The sequence below is a fragment of the Burkholderia sp. CCA53 genome, assembly GCF_001685525.1.
GTDB classification, from domain to species: Bacteria; Pseudomonadota; Gammaproteobacteria; order Burkholderiales; family Burkholderiaceae; genus Burkholderia; species Burkholderia multivorans.
Genome location: NZ_BDDJ01000001.1, coordinates 2,388,079 through 2,404,135 on the forward strand (window position 1 = coordinate 2,388,079; position 16,057 = coordinate 2,404,135).

Here is a 16,057-nt window from a genome sequence, read left to right on the forward strand (position 1 = left end):
CGCATGAAGGCGAAGCGACAAACATGGGCAAGGTGTATCTGATCGGCGCAGGGCCGGGCGCGGCGGACCTCATCACGGTGCGCGGCGCGCGGCTGCTCGCCGCGGCCGACGTCGTGCTGCACGACGCGCTCGTCGAGCCCGAGATGCTCGACTACGCGCCGAACGCACGCAGGATCGCGGTCGGCAAGCGCTGCGGGCAGCGCTCGACCGCGCAGCAGTTCATCAACAAGCAGATCGTCGACGCGGCGCGCGAACACGCATGCGTAGTGCGGCTCAAGGGCGGCGATCCGATGCTGTTCGGCCGCGCGGACGAGGAAATGCGTGCGCTCGAAGCGGCCGGCATCGACTACGAGGTCGTGCCGGGCATCACGGCGGCACTGGCGAGCGCGGCGACGCTGAAGCGCTCGCTGACGCTGCGCGGCGTCGCACGCAGCGTCGCGTTCGCGACGCACAGCCGCGCGCCGGGCAGCGACGAGATTCGCGAAGCGGCGCGTGCCGACTCGATCGTCTACTACATGGGGCGCGACAGCGCGCCGGGCATCGCGCAGGAGCTGATCGACGCGGGCCGTGCGCCGACGACGCCGGTCGCGATCGTCGAGGCGTGCAGCACCGCGCGCGAGCGTACGCTGACGCTCACGCTCGCCGAGATGGCAGCCGGCGCGGCGCAGGCGTGGCTCGATCCGGCGCAGCCGAGCCTGCTGATGATCGGCGATGCGCTCGCCGAGCGGCAGCCGCAACGCGGAGCGGAGGGCGGCCGGCTGCGCAACGCGGCCTGACGACGGCGCCGCATGCGACGGCTTCGCGCCGTCCCCCAAAATACGAACGCCGGCATCTGCCGGCGTTTGTCATGGTGCGCTATGCGCTGCGCATTGCCTTTCAGGCGTCGCGTTCGAGCTGGTCGATGCAGTAGCGCGCGATCGCGTCGAGCACGCCGTCGTCTTCGCCGACGGCCGTCGCGCAGCGGATCTCGACACCGGGATGGGCGGCACGGCACGCGTCGATCAGTTGCGGCAGATCGCGCCGCACGTGGCCGCCCTGGCCGAAGAACACCGGCACGACGGTCACGCGCGTGCAGCCGGCCGCAATCTGTGCGGCAACCGCGGCGTCGAGCGAAGGCGTCATCAGTTCGAGGAACGCGAGCGATACCTGCGCGGCGCTGCCGGCGGCGCGCAGCCGCGCGGCGAGCCGCTCGAACGGCTCGGCCCAGCGCGGATCGCGCGCGCCATGACCGAACAGGACGATGCCGTGCGCATTCATGTCGAATCCTCCGTCGGGCGCGCGGCGCTCAGTGCCGGTCGACCCATTTCAGTGCGAACAGCCCGAGCGCGAGATAGATCAGGCCCGGTGTGGCTGCGGTGAGCGGCGCGGGCCACGTGTTCAGCGTACCGATATGCGAGAACAGCGTATTGAGGAGCTGGAAGCTCATCCCGAGCATGATGCCGCCGAACACCTTCACGCCCACCACGCCCGCACGCGTATGCAGATACGCGAACGGCAGCGACAGCACGAGCATCACGAACACCGCGAACGGATAGAGCAGCTTGCGCCACAGCGCGATGTCGTAGCGCTGCGTGTCCTGATGGTTTTCGCGCAAGTGCTGGATATAGCGGAACAGGTTGATGATCGACATGCGCTCGGGCGACACGAGCAGCACGGACAGGATCTGCGGCGTGAGATCCGAGCGCAGCCGGTATTCGGGCAGCGACACCTGCTGCGACCGGTACACGGGGTTCAGCGCATCGGGCGCTTGCCCGGCGATCGGCCGGATCGGCGTCAGTTCCGTCTCGGTCACGCCCTTGAGCAGCCAGTGGCCGGGCGGCTCGTAGCGTCCCGTCTGCGCGATGCGCACGTTCTTCAGCTGGAATTTCGCGTCGAATTCGTAGATCCGCACGTTGCTGATCGTCGAATCGGGCGCGAGGCTGCCGACGTTCACGAAACGCGTGACCTGCTCGCCGTTCTCGCGCGCGGCGAGCGTGTCCTTCACCCATACGCCGGACTGGAAGTTCGACGACACCGATGCGCCGAGCGCCTGCAGCCGCACGCGCTCGGACAGCTGGTCGGCGTACGGGCCGACGAACTCGCCGATCAGGTAGGTGACGATCACGAGCGGCACGCCGATCTTCAGCAGCGAGCGCAGCGCCTGGTTGGTCGCGAGGCCCGAGACGCGGAAGATCGTGAACTCCGAGTTCGCGGCCATTTGCGCGAACACGTAGATCGCGCTGATCAGCGCGGCGACCGGGATGATTTCGTAGAAGCGCGACGGCGTCTGCAGCGCGACGCGCAGCACCGCGTAGCCGAACTTGTAGTTGCCGTGCCCGACCGAGTTCAGTTCGCTGATCAGGTCGAAGAAGAAGAACAGGCCCGAGAACGCGAACAGGATGAAGACGAACGTGACGTAGATCTGCCGCGCGAAGTACTTTTCATAGAGCCGCATCGATCATGCTCCCGAGCGGCCGAACAGCGCGCGTGTGAAAAGCGGGCGATTGCGCACCCGCAGCCAGAAGATGAACGCGACGATCGCCGCGACGACCACGTGCAGCGCGACGAGCCCGACGCCGAACGACATCTTGCCCTGCTCGATCTGCGCCTGCACGACGTTCAGCAGGTTCGAGTAGGTCAGATAGATCAGCACGGCCATCACGAGGTTGATCGTGCGGCTGCGGCGCGGGTTCTGATAGGCGAGCGGAATGCCGAGCACCATCAGGTTGATCGCGATCAGCGGCAGGCCGGCGCGCCACGCGAATTCCGCGAGGTTGTCGCGCGTCGGGTTACGCAGCAGCTCGGGCGTGGGCGTGCTGCTCGTGGTCGGCACGTTGACGACCGGCTTGCTCGTGATCTTCACGCCGTAGCGCTCGAACTCCATGATCTTGAAGTTCGGCTGGCCGGGCGTGCCGTCGTAGCGGCGGCCGTCCTCGAGCACGACGAAGCGGTCGCCGTCCTTCGTGGTTTCGGTGTGGCCCGTCTGCGACACGACGACGTTGACCTTGCCGTTCTCGGTGGACGTGACGAACACGTTCTGCACCTTGCTCTGGTCGGGCGTCATCTTCTCGATGAAGAACACGCGATGGTTCGACGCCGATTCGCGGAACTGGCCGGGCGCGAGCAGCGAGATCTCGTCGCGCTGCTGGAAGCGCGCCTTGATCAGCCGGCTCTGCTGGTTCGACCACGGCCAGCCGACGAACGCGAAGAACGTGATCAGCACGATGATGGGCGTCGCGAACACGCCGATCGGCTTGATGAGCCGCGTGAGGCTCACGCCCGACGCGAGCCAGACGACCATTTCGGAGTCCCGGTACCACCGGGTGAGCACGAACAGGATCGACACGAACAGCGTGACGACGAGCATCACCGCAAGATAGCCGATGACGGTCAGGCCGATCAGCACGAGGACGTCCTTCGGGTCGACTTCGCCGGACGCGGCATAGCCGACGATGCGGATCATCATCGTCGTGAGCATGATCGTGAGCAGCACCATGAACACGGCACCAGCCGTATACGCAAGCTCGCGCTGGAGGGAGCGTTCGAAGATCATTCTTGAAGAGAAGAGGGCGGGAGGCAGCGCCCGCGTGGTGCGGCGCTCGCGCCGCCACGGGAAAAATAGCGGATAATTGCGGCTTTCATCCTTAGCCCAGATTTTATCCGAGGACAAGCGCGATGGACTTTAGCATAAAAGGCTGTGATTGGAGCAAAGGCGAGGCGAAGGGGTTCCTGACCGGGAAGTCCGACTGCATCGTGCTCGGCATCTTCGAAGCGCAGACGCTGTCGGGCGCAGCGCTGGACATCGACACGGCCACCAAGGGACTGATTTCGCGCGTCGTGAAGGCCGGCGACATGGACGGCAAGCGCGGCAAGACGCTGTTCCTGCCGGAGGTGTCGGGCATCGGCGCGTCGCGCGTGCTGCTGGTCGGCCTCGGCAAGCAGGATGCTTTCAACCAGAAAGCCTACAACGACGCCGTCACGGCCGCATGGCGCGCGCTGCTCGCGACGAAGGTCGTCCAGGTCACGTTCACGCTCGCGCAGCTGCCGGTCGACGAGCGCGGCTCGGACTGGGGCGTGCGCGCGGCGATTCTCGCGCTGCGCAACGAGACCTACCGGTTCACGCAGATGAAGAGCAAGCCGGAACCGGTCTCGCATACGTTGAAGCGCGTGGTGTTCAGCGTCGAGCCGGCCGACGAGAAGGCCGCGAAGGTCGCGGTCAAGCAGGCCGTCGCGCTCGCGAACGGGATGGATCTGACCCGCGACCTCGGCAACCTGCCGGGCAACGTCTGCACGCCGACCTATCTTGCGAACACCGCGAAGCAGCTCGCGAAGGACTGGGGGATGAAGGCCGAGGTGCTCGGCCTGAAACAGATCCAGGCGCTGAAGATGGGCTCGTTCCTGTCGGTCGCGCGCGCGTCGGTCGAGCCGCCGCAGTTCATCGTGCTGCACTATCAGGGCGCCGCCGCGAAGGCCGCGCCGATCGTGCTGGTCGGCAAGGGCATCACCTTCGACACGGGCGGCATCTCGCTGAAGCCGGGCGAGGGCATGGACGAAATGAAGTACGACATGTGCGGCGCCGGCTCGGTGCTCGGCACGATTCGCGCGGTCGCCGAGATGGGGCTGAAGCTGAACGTCGTCGGCATCATCCCGACCTGCGAGAACATGCCGGGCGGCAACGCGACGAAGCCGGGCGACGTCGTGACGAGCATGAAGGGGCTGACGATCGAGGTGCTGAACACCGACGCCGAAGGCCGCCTGATCCTGTGCGACGCGCTCACGTACGCCGAGCGTTTCAAGCCGGCCGCGGTGATCGACATCGCGACGCTGACGGGCGCCTGCATCATCGCGCTCGGCCACCACAACAGCGGGCTGTTCTCGAAGGACGACGCGCTCGCGGGCGAACTGCTCGACGCGTCGCGCGAGGCGAACGATCCGGCATGGCGTTTGCCGCTCGACGACGAGTATCAAGATCAGCTGAAGTCGAACTTCGCGGATCTCGCCAACATCGGCGGGCGTCCGGCCGGCAGCGTGACGGCCGCCTGCTTCCTGTCGCGCTTCACCGAGAACTACCCGTGGGCGCACCTCGACATCGCGGGCACCGCGTGGAAGAGCGGGGCGGCGAAGGGCGCGACCGGCCGTCCGGTGCCGTTGCTCGCGCAGTTCCTGATCGACCGCGCCGGCCAGTAATGGCGCGAGCGACGACGATGCGGGTACGCGGGTCATGACGCGGATCGATTTCCATTCGAACGTCGGCGATTCGCTCGCGTATGCGTGCCGGCTGCTGCGCAAGGCCTACCAGGCGGGGCAGCCGGTCGTCGTGGTCGCGGAGCCCGCACGCCTGCGCGCGCTCGACGAGCGGCTGTGGACGTTTTCGCCGCTCGACTTCATTCCGCATTGCGGCGTCGACAGCGCGCACGCGGCCGGCACGCCGATCGTGCTCGCCGCCGACCTCGACAAGGCGCCGCATTACCACGTGCTGCTGAACCTCGGCGCGGCCGTGCCCGCGCAGTTCGCGCGCTTCGAGCGGCTGCTCGAAGTGGTCGGCAATGCGCCGGACGAACTGGCCGCAGGCCGTGAACGCTATCGTTTCTACCGCGATCGCGGCTATGCGCTGAACAATTACAAGCAGGGCGGCTAGCCGAAACCGTCGACGGAGTGCTCGCGTGACACAACCCGACCCATCCTCGATTCCGACGCTGACCGACGTACTCGTGCCGGGCCGGCCGGAACGCGCGCAGGCGCGCGAAGCCGATGTGCCGCCGCAGGCGCCGCAGCCGCCGCACTCGCTGCACGACGACGCGGCGCTGCCGCTACTGACCGATGTGCTCGTGCCGGGCGGCGCGGCCGCGGCGCCGGCTACCGCGTCGTCTACCGTGCCGGCCGCCGCGCCGGAAGCCGAAGCCGATCCCGAAGTCGTCGCCGTGCATCCGGTGCCGACACCCGACGTGCCGGCAGTCGAATGGCCGCTGGCCGCCGCGGCGGCGGCGCGCGATGCGGATGCGCCGGCCGAGCCGGGCGCCGCGCGGCAGGTCGTCGCGCAAGACGCGGCGATGGGCGCGCCGCTGTCATCGACATTGGCCGCCGACGTGCCGTTGGGGGACGCCGCCGCCAGTGCAGCCGCACGGTCGCCGGGCCGCCCCGTGGTCGACGACACGCTGCCTGAAGCCGTTGTGCCCGCCGCCGACGAGCCGGTGGCAGTGCTGACGGCCGAGGATGCGCAGCATGTCGCCGAGCGCCTGCGCAACCGTCTGACCGCTTATCTGACCGGCGCAGGGCGCGACGCGATCGAAGCGCGCTGCCGCGAGGCGCTGCACGACCATTCGGCGTGGCTGGTCGGCCAGATCACGCGCGAAGTGGCGCTGGCGCTCGAAACCGAGGTGATGGACTGGGTGCGCGACGCGGTCGACGAGGAAATCGCGCGGCGCCGCGGCACGCGTTCCGACTGAACGGCGAGCGGGCCACTCCGGCGCAGCGGCGCAGCGGCGATGCGGCCGCATGTCGAGCGCGCCGCAGCCGGTTTTCATCCGATTCGAATCAGTGCAGCGACATCACCCATTGCGCGAGCGTATGCGCTTCGGCGGTCGTCAGCTGCGTATTGGCCGGCATCGGCACGTTTCCCCACACGCCGACGCTGCCCTTTACGATCGACTGCGCGAGATAGTCGGCCGCATCGCCGCGCGGCGCATAGCGGCGCGCGATGTCGTGGAACGACGGGCCCATCAGCGGCTTGCCGACCGCATGGCAGGCCATGCAGTTCTTGCGTTGCGCGAGCGTCAGTCCGTCGGCCTGCTGCGCCGACGCGGCCGCCGCGCCGCCGGCCAGCAGCGTCGCGAGCAGCGCGCGCAATATCGTTTGTTTCATGCGGTTCTCCGCCGGCGGCACGGCCGGCTTCACGGTCCGCGCATTATAAGAGCAAAGAAGACGCCGGTTCGGCGCGCTGCCGATGGGGCGCGGCGGACGGACTGCCGCACCGCCGAGCCGCCGCACCGCCGAAAACAGCCCGCATGACGGGCCGCACGTCACCCCGTGACCGCGCCCCGATTCGCCGGCCGTGCGAGCGCGGCATACTTGGCGAGCACGCCGCTCGTATAGCGCGGCGCCGGCTGCTTCCATGCGGCGCGGCGGCGCGCGAGCTCCGCATCGTCGACGTTCAGCTGCAGCAGCAGCTTATGCGCGTCGATCGTGATCGAGTCGCCTTCCTGCACGAGCGCGATCGTGCCGCCGACGAAGGCCTCGGGCGCGACGTGGCCGACGACCATCCCCCACGTACCGCCGGAGAAGCGGCCATCGGTGATGAAGCCGACCGATTCGCCGAGCCCCTTGCCGATGATCGCCGACGTCGGCGCGAGCATTTCGGGCATGCCGGGGCCGCCTTGCGGGCCGAGATAGCGCAGCACGAGCACGTCGCCGGCGCGGATCTTGTCGCCTAGGATCGCGTCCATCGCGCTTTGCTCGTCGTCGAACACGCGCGCCGGGCCCGTGATCACCGGGTTCTTCAGCCCGGTGATCTTCGCGACCGCGCCGTCCTCGGCGAGATTGCCCTTCAGGATCGCGAGATGGCCTTCCTTGTATAGCGCGCGCTCGATCGGGAAGATCACCTGCTGGTCGGTGCGCGGCACGGACGGCACGTCCTTCAGCTCTTCGGCGAGCGTGCGGCCCGTGATCGTGACGCAGTCGCCGTGGAGCAGGCCCGCATCGAGCAGGATCTTCAGCACCTGCGGAATGCCGCCCGCACGGTGCAGGTCGGTCGCGACGTACTGGCCCGACGGCTTCAGGTCGCAGATCACCGGCACACGCTTGCGGATCCGCTCGAAGTCGTCGATCGTCCAGTCGACCTCGGCCGCATGCGCGATCGCGAGATAGTGCAGCACCGCATTGGTCGAGCCGCCGGTCGCCATGATCAGCGACACCGCGTTCTCGATCGACTGCTTCGTGATGATGTCGCGCGGCTTCAGGTCGCGCTTCACCGCTTCGACGAGCACACGCGCCGATTCGGCGGCCGAATCGGCCTTTTCCTGATCGGGGTTCGCCATCGTCGACGAATACATCAGCGACATGCCGAGCGCCTCGAACGACGAGCTCATCGTGTTCGCGGTGTACATGCCGCCGCACGAGCCCGACGTCGGGCACGCGTTGCGCTCGATGCCTTCGAAATCCTCGTCCGACATGCGCCCGGCCGTGAATTCGCCGACCGCCTCGAACGCCGAGACGATCGTCAGATCCTTGCCTTTCCAGTGGCCCGGGCGGATCGTCCCGCCGTACACGTAGATGCCCGGCACGTTCAGCCGCGCGAGCGCGATCATCCCGCCCGGCATGTTCTTGTCGCAGCCGCCGACCACCACGACGCCGTCCATCCATTGGCCCTGCACGCAGGTCTCGATGCAGTCGGCGATCACCTCGCGCGACACGAGCGAGTACTTCATCCCTTCGGTGCCCATCGACATGCCGTCCGAGATCGTGGGCGTGCCGAAGATCTGCGGATTCGCGCCGGCCGCCTTGATCGCCTCGACGGCCGCGTCGGACAGGCGCTGCAGCCCTGCGTTGCACGGCGTGATCGTCGAATGCCCGTTGGCGATGCCGATCATCGGCTTGTCGAAATCTTCCTTTTGATAGCCGAGGGCGTAATACATCGAACGGTTCGGCGAGCGGGCGACGCCTTGCGTGATGTGCTTCGAGCGACGGTTGTACGACATGGGGAGCTCCATCGATTGTTGTGGGGCCGGACCAATCGCGCGGGCGCGCCGTGCGGTGCGGCTCGAACAAGGATGGCGTTTCCGTATTCGCGTGTCCAATATATTATTTGTCGCTTATTAAGTCTTTTTGCGAATGAGTGAGCGATGACCGAACCGACGCCCGACCTGCGCCAGTGGCGCTATTTCGTGACCGTCGCCGACGAGCGGCATTTCGGCCGCGCCGCCGAGCGGCTGTCGATCACGCAGCCGCCGCTCTCGCAGGCGATCCGCGCGCTCGAGGACGCGCTCGGCGTCGCGCTGTTCGCCCGCACGAAACGCTCGGTCGCGCTGACGGCGGTCGGTGCGGCGCTGCTGCCCGACGTGCGGCGCCTCCTCGCGGCGGCCGATGCGCTGCCGCCGCTCGCGCGGCGCCTCGCGCGCGGCGAGGCCGGTTCGCTCGCGCTCGCGTTCGTCTCGACGGCCGACTACGGGCTGCTGCCGTCGCTGCTGCGCGCATTCGGCGCGCGCTATCCGCAGGTGCGCCTGCAGCTCGCGGAAGCGACGAGCGACGTGCAGATCGACGAGCTCGTCGCGGGCCGGATCGACGCGGGGCTCGTGATTCCGCCCGTGCCGCCGCGTCATGCGGCCGGGCTGTCGTATCTGCCGGTCGTGCGCGAGCCGCTCGTCGTCGCGATGCCGGCGGGCGCGTCCGACGCGCCGGAAGACACGCCCGTACACCTCGCCGAGATCGCCGCGCTGCCGCTCGTGATCTTTCCGCGCCGTTTGGCGCCCGGCTTTTATGACATCATTACGGGCTGCTACGGCGCGGCCGGCGCGATACCGCGCATCGGCCAGGAGGCGATCCAGATGCAGACGATCGTCAGCCTCGTGTCGGCCGGCATGGGCGTCGCACTGGTGCCGCAATCGCTGCGTAATCTGCGGCGCACCGGCGTGGTCTACCGGCCGCTCGCCGGCGACGCGCCCGTCGTCGAGACGGGCCTCGTCTGGCGCACCGGCGACGTAAGCCCCGTGCTGGCCGCGTTCATCGAGGTCGTGCGTGCGCAGGCGCCCGCCGCCTGACGTGAACGATGGCGCGCGTGTGCCGTCCAATGCGCGGTGCCGCGCGTCGGCCGGCGCCGTGCCGCATTCGAAAACTTCATCGCTAATCCATGATCATTCACCCGAATTTCGACCCCGTTGCGATCCACCTCGGGCCGCTGGCCGTGCGCTGGTACGGCCTCATGTATCTCGTCGGCTTCATCGCGGCGATCGTCGTCGGCCGGATCCGGCTGAAGCTGCCGCACGTCGCTGCGCAGGGCTGGACCGCGAAGGACATCGACGACATGCTGTTCTACGGCGTGCTCGGCACCGTGCTCGGCGGCCGGCTCGGCTACGTGCTGTTCTACAAGGCCGGCTTCTACCTGTCGCATCCGCTCGACGTGTTCAAGGTGTGGGAAGGCGGGATGTCGTTTCACGGCGGCTTTCTCGGCGTGACGCTCGCGATGGTGCTGTTCGCGTGGCAGCGCAAGCGCCACTGGCTGCAGGTGACCGACTTCGTCGCGCCGATGGTGCCGACGGGGCTCGCCGCGGGGCGACTCGGCAACTTCATCAACGGCGAGCTGTGGGGTCGCGTGACCGATCCGGGCGCGCCGTGGGCGATGCTGTTTCCCGGCGCGATGCGCGACGATGCGGCGTGGCTGCCGAAGCACCCGGAGCTCGTCGAGAAGTGGCATCTCGCCGACGTGTTCATGCAATACCAGATGCTGCCGCGTCATCCGTCGCAGCTCTACGAGATCGCGCTCGAAGGGATCGCGCTGTTCTTCGTGCTGTTCTTCTTCGCGCGCAAACCGCGGCCGATGGGCGCCGTTTCCGCGCTGTTTCTGATCGGCTACGGCCTCGCGCGCTTCACCGTCGAATTCGCGCGCGAGCCCGACGATTTCCTCGGTCTGCTTGCACTCGGGCTGTCGATGGGGCAGTGGCTGTCGCTGCCGATGATCGTCGCGGGCATCGCACTGATGGTGTGGGCGTATCGGCGCCGCCGCACGGCTGCGGCCGCCGCGTAATGCGAGCCGATGCGGGGCCGATGCGCGCAAGCGCGCGTATCGGCATCGCGCAACAAAAAACGCCGGCCTGCGGGCCGGCGTTTTTACATGCTGCTGGCGCGGCGCGACCCGCGCGCTACGGTTACTTCATCTGCACGGAACCGTTGACCGTCACCGACACGGTCGCCTTGCCGCCTTCGACCGCAATCGGTGCGCTCATCTTCGCGCTGTCCATCGGTGCGGCGGCCATCGCCATCATCCGCGGATACGGCTGCACGTTGCGGCCGCTGCCGACGTTGACGTCGCGGATCGTATAGCTGCTGTAGCCGAACGCTTTCGCCGCTTCGTCCGCGCGCGCACGGAACGACTTGATCGCTTCGGTCGTGAGCTTCTGCTCGGCCGCGCGCTGCGCTTCGGGCGACAGCGAGAACTCGACGTTCGCGACCTGCATGAGATTCGACAGCTGGCCCGCGAGCTTCGACGCCGCGGCGAAATCGCGCGATTCGAGCACGACTTCCGTGCGGCCGCGCCATGCGGAGATCTTGCCGTCGCGATCGGTGCTCGGATAGACGGAGAACGCGCCGGTGTGCGCGGATACGCCCGACACGCCCTTCGCCTGCGCGAGCGCGGCGTCGGCGCGCTGATTCAGCGCGGACGTCAGGCTGCCCGGATCCTTCGCCTGTTGCTCGTAGAACAGCGTGATGTGAATGATGTCCTGCGGCACGTCGGCGCTCGCCTGCGACGACAGCGACAGCACGCCGGCCGGTTCCGGGAAATGGGGGTTCACGGCCTGCGCGTGCGCGGCAGGCGACGCAAGCGTCAACGCGACGGGAACGGCGGCGGCGAGCGCGAGCGACAGCGCGACGGCGGACTTCTTGGTCATTGTTGGACTCTCCTTGTGCGAGGGCGCGCACGCGGTTCGCGCGTGCACGACGCGGGCTGGCCGCGCAACGAAAACGCTGCCGCACCCGATCGGTCCGGCAGCGGATGCTTAGGCTGCGCGAGCGCGTCGCGAGTTCCGCCGGGGCGGCGCGAGCTGACGGGATTTGACGTTCGACATCGTCACTTCATCAGCTTTTCGGTGATGAATTTCCATTCGGCGCGCGTGACGGGCGTGATCGACAGCCGATTGCCGCGCGCGAGCACGCGCATGTCGGCCAGCTCGTCGTGCTCGCGCAGCGCGGCGAGCGGCACGAGCGGCGTCTTCTTCACGAAGCGTACGTCGACGAGCAGCCAGCGCGGCGATTCCGGCGACGATTTCGGATCGTAGTACGGGCTCTTCGGATCAAATTGCGTGGGATCGGGGTAGGGCGTCGACGCGACTTCGGCGAGGCCCGCGATGCCCGGTTCGGGGCAGCTCGAGTGATAGAACAGCACGCCGTCGCCGATCTTCATCGTGTCGCGCATGAAATTGCGCGCCTGATAGTTGCGCACGCCGGTCCACGGCAGCGTGCGTTGCGGGGCGTGCGCGAGATCGTCGATGCTCGCTTCGTCCGGTTCGGACTTCATCAGCCAGAATTGCATGGATCGTAATCGACGCAAAAAGAGGCAGTGTGAGGGCGATCGCGATCGGCGCGTTCACGCGCGGCAGCGACAGCGTGCGTGCGCAGGCGATACGCAGACGGACCCTGAAAAAGGAAACGGCATCGGGACTCGCCCGATGCCGTTGGATAGGCCCCCGCCTTAGCCGCTAGGCCGGCATCCTGAACCTGAGGTTCAGAATTGGTCGCAGTTAGCAGCACTTCGGGTACATCAGACAGAGTGACGCGCGCGCCCGTGCTACAAATTTCCGCAACCGTGCACATGGCATTGGTTCAAGGAATATATGACCTTGGCGAACCAGGCAGGGAAGCTGACTGAACTGTGAATCGTTGCGCCAATTTGACCACCGTTGATCGTGGAGATCAAGGGGAATCGACGCATCGATTCGAAGATTTACTGCGTCTCGTGCTGTGCGAGCACCGCACCGAGTTGTTCGTTCATCTGGCGCATTGTACGCCGGATTTCCTCGGCCGGAAATGCTTCACCGTGCCGCACGCTCGTTTGCAGTCGCAGCAATTCCGATGCGAGCGACAGCGCGGCCATGACCGCGATGCGATCGGTGCCGCGCACCGAGCTGTTGGCGCGGATCTTCGACATTTCCGCGTCGACGCGCGCGACCGCTTCGAGCAGCGCCGCTTCCGTTTCGGCCGAGCAGGCGAGACGATAACTCTGACCGAGAATGGAGACTTCGATCTGCTTCGTGCTCATGCATGTTCTCCGTGGCTGGCCGCGTCGTCGCTATCGGTGCGCGCCTGCGCATCCAGCAGGTCGAGCTGATTGTCGGCTTGCTCCGCGCTCTTCGTGCGCGGCAGTTTTTCGAGGATCGCGTTCAGTTTGACTTGCGCGTCGTCGATCTTCGCCGACAGCGTGTCGCGTTCGGCCTCGAGCGCATTGCGTTCGTCGCGCAGCTGCGCGAGTTCCGCACGCACCGCTTCCGCTTCCGCGCGCAGTTGCGCGACCTGCTCCTCGAGCGCGAGCCGTTCCGAGTGATAGCGCTTGTTCAGCGAAATCAGCCGGCCAATATTTTGAGATAGGGTTTCGAGTTCGTTGAGCATCTGCTGCGTCCTCTAAAGACCCAGCATTTTAGCGCGGAATAACGCGCATTCCGACATCTGTAACGTTTCCAGTCGTAACACCCCTGCTTCTTGCCGCGAATCCGCGGATCGTGCGCGCGATTCGCGCTTGCCAGGCGCGATTCTTGACGCTCGGGCGGCCCGCTCCTAAACTGGCGCCGCCTCGGTGCTCGCGCGTGACACGCGCGGTTAAACGGGAAGCAGGAATGCGCGCGTTCGCCAGGACGCCGCTCACCTGCGCTGCCCCCGCAACGGTAAGCGGCCGCGTCGTTCGATGCAGGCCGGCTCGGGCGCGTTTCGCGTGCAATGCACGCAAGCGCGGGCCACTGCGCGTTCGTTCGCGCGGGAAGGCGAGCCGGTGCGCCGCCAGCCCGGATACCGGCCGAGGCGGGGAGCCCGTGCGGGCTTCGTGACGCGCGGCCTGCGGGGAGGCGGGACGCGCAGTGCTTCACGGGACTTTCTTCGATGCCGACCCCAATCGTCCGCCTGGCGCCGCGTGCCGCGTGCGGCTTCGCCGTTCGCTGCGGCGGCGTTCGTGCCCGCGTCTGCGTTTGCGCCGGTGCGTGTGCATGCGTGCGCGGCGGGCGCCATGGTGCGCGTCGCTCTGCGGGCGGCAGCCGCTCGCGCGCAGCGGCGCCGCAGCATCGACCTTGGCTCGCGCACGCCGCCACATGCTCGACCTGCGGCCGACGTCCGCGCGGCAGCGTCGATGCCGGCGCTTTCCTCTATATTGCGCAGATCGCGCGCGGCCGCCGCGCCGCGCACCTCGCTTCGCCAACCCGCCCGACCAGGACGATTCGTTTGCCGATCATCGTGACCTCCCGCGCCGCCGCGTCCGTGCCGGCTGCGGCCATCGCGCGCATTCGCGCACACACGCAGCGCGCGGCATGCCGTGCGCTGCGCGCCGTATGAACGCGCGTCGCGCCGCCGCGATGTGGGCCGCGCTCGCGGCCGCCGCCGCGCTGCTGCTCGTCGCGTCGCTGTCGATCGGCAGCGTGGCGATGTCGCCATGGCAGGCGCTCGCGGCGCTCGTGCCGCACGGCAGCGACGCGACGGGCGATGCCGCGCTGTTCGCCGACATCGTGCGCACGCTGCGGCTCCCGCGTGCGTTGGCCGGCTTCGCGTGCGGCGCGTTGCTCGCGCTCGCCGGCGCGCTGTTGCAGGTCCTGCTGCGCAATCCGCTCGCGGAGCCGTACGTGCTCGGCGTGTCGGGCGGCGCGGCCGGCTTCGCGCTCGTCGCGATGATTGCGGGCGGTGCGTGGTGGCTCGTCGATGCATCGGCGTTCGCCGGTGCGCTCGTGTCGATCGCGCTCGTGCTTGGCCTCGCACGTCGCGAACTGTGGCGCGGCGAATCGCGCGACGCATCGCCGCGGCTGCTGCTGACCGGCGTCGTGATCGCCGCCGGCTGGGGCGCGCTCGTCACGCTGCTGCTGTCGATCGCGCCCGATGCGCGGCTGCGCGGCATCCTGTTCTGGTTGACCGGCGATCTGAACGGCGCGAGCGCGCCATGGTTCGCGTGGGGTGCGCTGCTGCTCGCCGCGGTCGTCGCGCTGCCGGCCGCGCCGCAGCTGAACGTGCTGCTGCGCGGCGACGCGGCGGCGCTCGCGCTCGGCGTGCCGGTCGCGCGGCTGCGCGTGCGCGTCTATCTCGCCGCATCGCTCGCCGCCGCGGCCGCGGTCACGACGGCCGGCACGATCGGCTTCGTCGGCCTCGTCGTGCCGCACGCGCTGCGGCTCGCGTTCGGCAACGATCAGCGCATGCTGTTGCCCGCCGCGATGCTCGCGGGCGGCAGCGGCGTGATGGCGGCCGACCTGCTCGCGCGCAGCGCGATCGCGCCCGCGCAATTGCCGGTCGGCGTGATGACCGCGCTGATCGGCGTGCCGGTGTTCCTGTGGATGTTGCTGAGGAGGCCGACACGATGACCGCGGCCAGGTTCGATGCCGCAGAACAAGGCGCCTACGCAGCGCGCGACCTGACGCTGAAGGCCGGCGCACGCACGCTGCTCGCGGCGTTCACGCAGGCGTTCCGGCCCGGCGAAATCTGGTGCGTCGCGGGCCCGAACGGCGCCGGCAAGACGACGCTGCTCGCGACGCTCGCGGGACTGCGGCCGCCGGCCGGCGGCAGTGTCGAGATCGACGGCCGGCCGTTGTCCGCATGGCGGCCCGCGCAACTCGCGCAGCGCCGCGCGCTGATGCCGCAGCAACTGCACGACGCATTCAGCGCGACGGTGTTCGACACGGTGCTGCTCAACCGCTTTCCGTATCTCGCCGGCTGGGGCTGGGAGCGCGACGGCGACCGCGAGGCGGCGCGCGCCGCGCTCGCGACGTTCGGCCTGAGCGCGCTCGCCGGGCGCGACGTGCTGTCGCTGTCGGGCGGCGAGCGGCAGCGCGTCGCACTGGCCGCGACGCTGTGCCAGGACGCGCCGCTGATGCTGCTCGACGAGCCGCTCGCGCATCTGGATCTGCATCACCAGATCGACTGCCTGACCGCGCTGACCGACTGGGTTCACGCGCGCGCGCGCACCGTGCTGTTCTCGTGCCACGACCTGAATCTCGCGCGACGTTTCGCGACGCATGCGCTGCTGCTCGACGGCCGCGGCCGAGCATGGTCGGGGCCGGTATGCGACGTGCTCACGCCCGAACGGGCGAGCGACGCGTTCGGCTATCCGCTCGTGCTGATCCGTGAAAACGGCCGCGATGCATTGCTGCCCGCGTGGCCCGAGCGGCGCGCATGATTTCCATTGTTCCGG

Annotated in this window: 17 protein-coding genes, 1 other RNA gene and 1 riboswitch; of the genes, 8 read left to right on the top strand and 10 right to left on the bottom strand. The window is 68.3% G+C overall.

All coding sequences use genetic code 11. From position 1 onward, the window contains the following. Positions 1-23 precede the first annotated feature (23 nt). Positions 24-776, top strand: coding sequence for a uroporphyrinogen-III C-methyltransferase (gene cobA, locus BCR55_RS11100; protein WP_006409271.1), 753 nt, complete (start codon positions 24-26; stop codon positions 774-776). Between the two features lie 100 nt (positions 777-876). On the opposite strand, the gene BCR55_RS11105 is transcribed toward cobA, so the two are convergent. Genes BCR55_RS11105 through lptF form a run of 3 tightly spaced genes read right to left on the bottom strand, consistent with a single transcriptional unit; the run spans position 877 to position 3,532 of the window. Beyond that, positions 877-1,257: a sirohydrochlorin chelatase gene (locus BCR55_RS11105; protein ID WP_006405847.1), complete on the bottom strand. Its 381-nt coding sequence runs from the start codon at positions 1,255-1,257 to the stop codon at positions 877-879. 28 nt (positions 1,258-1,285) lie between these two features. Then, entirely contained in the window at positions 1,286-2,434 is a 1,149-nt protein-coding gene (lptG, locus tag BCR55_RS11110; RefSeq protein ID WP_006405846.1) for an LPS export ABC transporter permease LptG, read from the bottom strand. 3 nt (positions 2,435-2,437) lie between these two features. Next, positions 2,438-3,532: an LPS export ABC transporter permease LptF gene (gene lptF / locus BCR55_RS11115; RefSeq protein ID WP_006398580.1), complete on the bottom strand. Its 1,095-nt coding sequence runs from the start codon at positions 3,530-3,532 to the stop codon at positions 2,438-2,440. A gap of 122 nt (positions 3,533-3,654) precedes the next feature. Here lptF and BCR55_RS11120 point away from each other — a divergent pair, with 122 nt between their 5' ends. From BCR55_RS11120 to BCR55_RS11130, 3 genes are read left to right on the top strand one after another with little or no spacing between them, the layout of a single operon-like run. Further along, entirely contained in the window at positions 3,655-5,166 is a 1,512-nt protein-coding gene (locus BCR55_RS11120) for a leucyl aminopeptidase (RefSeq protein ID WP_006398581.1), read from the top strand. Between the two features lie 34 nt (positions 5,167-5,200). Beyond that, positions 5,201-5,617: a DNA polymerase III subunit chi gene (locus BCR55_RS11125; protein ID WP_006398582.1), complete on the top strand. Its 417-nt coding sequence runs from the start codon at positions 5,201-5,203 to the stop codon at positions 5,615-5,617. 25 nt (positions 5,618-5,642) lie between these two features. After that, the gene (locus BCR55_RS11130) at positions 5,643-6,425 is read left to right on the top strand and encodes a DUF2486 family protein (protein ID WP_065494553.1); all 783 of its coding nucleotides are present in this window, start codon (positions 5,643-5,645) and stop codon (positions 6,423-6,425) included. 88 nt (positions 6,426-6,513) lie between these two features. Here BCR55_RS11130 and BCR55_RS11135 read toward each other — a convergent pair whose 3' ends face one another. Both BCR55_RS11135 and ilvD read right to left on the bottom strand, forming a co-directional pair. Next, a complete protein-coding gene (locus BCR55_RS11135) occupies positions 6,514-6,840 on the bottom strand; it encodes a c-type cytochrome (RefSeq protein ID WP_035488727.1) in 327 nt (108 codons plus the stop codon). A gap of 158 nt (positions 6,841-6,998) precedes the next feature. Further along, positions 6,999-8,672, bottom strand: a complete 1,674-nt coding sequence (ilvD, locus tag BCR55_RS11140) for a dihydroxy-acid dehydratase (RefSeq protein ID WP_065494554.1) — start codon at positions 8,670-8,672, stop codon at positions 6,999-7,001. Positions 8,673-8,816: 144 nt separating this feature from the next. On the opposite strand from ilvD, the gene BCR55_RS11145 reads away from it, so the two are divergent. Both BCR55_RS11145 and lgt read left to right on the top strand, forming a co-directional pair. Beyond that, positions 8,817-9,731 (top strand): LysR substrate-binding domain-containing protein, encoded by a 915-nt coding sequence (locus BCR55_RS11145; protein ID WP_065494555.1) that lies wholly within the window; start codon positions 8,817-8,819, stop codon positions 9,729-9,731. Between the two features lie 89 nt (positions 9,732-9,820). After that, positions 9,821-10,714: a prolipoprotein diacylglyceryl transferase gene (lgt, locus tag BCR55_RS11150; RefSeq protein WP_006398588.1), complete on the top strand. Its 894-nt coding sequence runs from the start codon at positions 9,821-9,823 to the stop codon at positions 10,712-10,714. A 121-nt stretch (positions 10,715-10,835) separates the two neighbouring features. On the opposite strand, the gene BCR55_RS11155 is transcribed toward lgt, so the two are convergent. From BCR55_RS11155 to BCR55_RS11175, 5 genes are all read right to left on the bottom strand, one after another. Continuing rightward, the gene (locus BCR55_RS11155) at positions 10,836-11,576 is read right to left on the bottom strand and encodes an SIMPL domain-containing protein (protein ID WP_006398589.1); all 741 of its coding nucleotides are present in this window, start codon (positions 11,574-11,576) and stop codon (positions 10,836-10,838) included. Positions 11,577-11,755: 179 nt separating this feature from the next. Further along, positions 11,756-12,217: an EVE domain-containing protein gene (locus tag BCR55_RS11160; protein ID WP_006405841.1), complete on the bottom strand. Its 462-nt coding sequence runs from the start codon at positions 12,215-12,217 to the stop codon at positions 11,756-11,758. 147 nt (positions 12,218-12,364) lie between these two features. Next, a non-coding RNA gene (gene ssrS, locus BCR55_RS11165) (6S RNA) lies at positions 12,365-12,546 on the bottom strand. Between the two features lie 82 nt (positions 12,547-12,628). Next, positions 12,629-12,943, bottom strand: a complete 315-nt coding sequence (locus tag BCR55_RS11170; protein ID WP_006398591.1) for a cell division protein ZapA — start codon at positions 12,941-12,943, stop codon at positions 12,629-12,631. Further along, the gene (locus BCR55_RS11175; RefSeq protein ID WP_006398592.1) at positions 12,940-13,290 is read right to left on the bottom strand and encodes a hypothetical protein; all 351 of its coding nucleotides are present in this window, start codon (positions 13,288-13,290) and stop codon (positions 12,940-12,942) included. Before BCR55_RS11175 ends, BCR55_RS11170 begins: the two co-directional genes overlap by 4 nt. 165 nt (positions 13,291-13,455) lie before the next feature. Next, positions 13,456-13,710: riboswitch (cobalamin riboswitch) on the top strand. A 506-nt stretch (positions 13,711-14,216) separates the two neighbouring features. On the opposite strand from BCR55_RS11175, the gene BCR55_RS11180 reads away from it, so the two are divergent. Both BCR55_RS11180 and BCR55_RS11185 read left to right on the top strand, forming a co-directional pair. Then, positions 14,217-15,230 (top strand): iron ABC transporter permease, encoded by a 1,014-nt coding sequence (locus tag BCR55_RS11180; protein WP_065494951.1) that lies wholly within the window; start codon positions 14,217-14,219, stop codon positions 15,228-15,230. Further along, positions 15,227-16,042 carry an ABC transporter ATP-binding protein gene (locus tag BCR55_RS11185; RefSeq protein ID WP_006405838.1) on the top strand — a complete coding sequence of 272 codons (816 nt, stop codon included), beginning with the start codon at positions 15,227-15,229 and terminating at the stop codon, positions 16,040-16,042. Before BCR55_RS11180 ends, BCR55_RS11185 begins: the two co-directional genes overlap by 4 nt. Positions 16,043-16,057 lie beyond the last annotated feature (15 nt).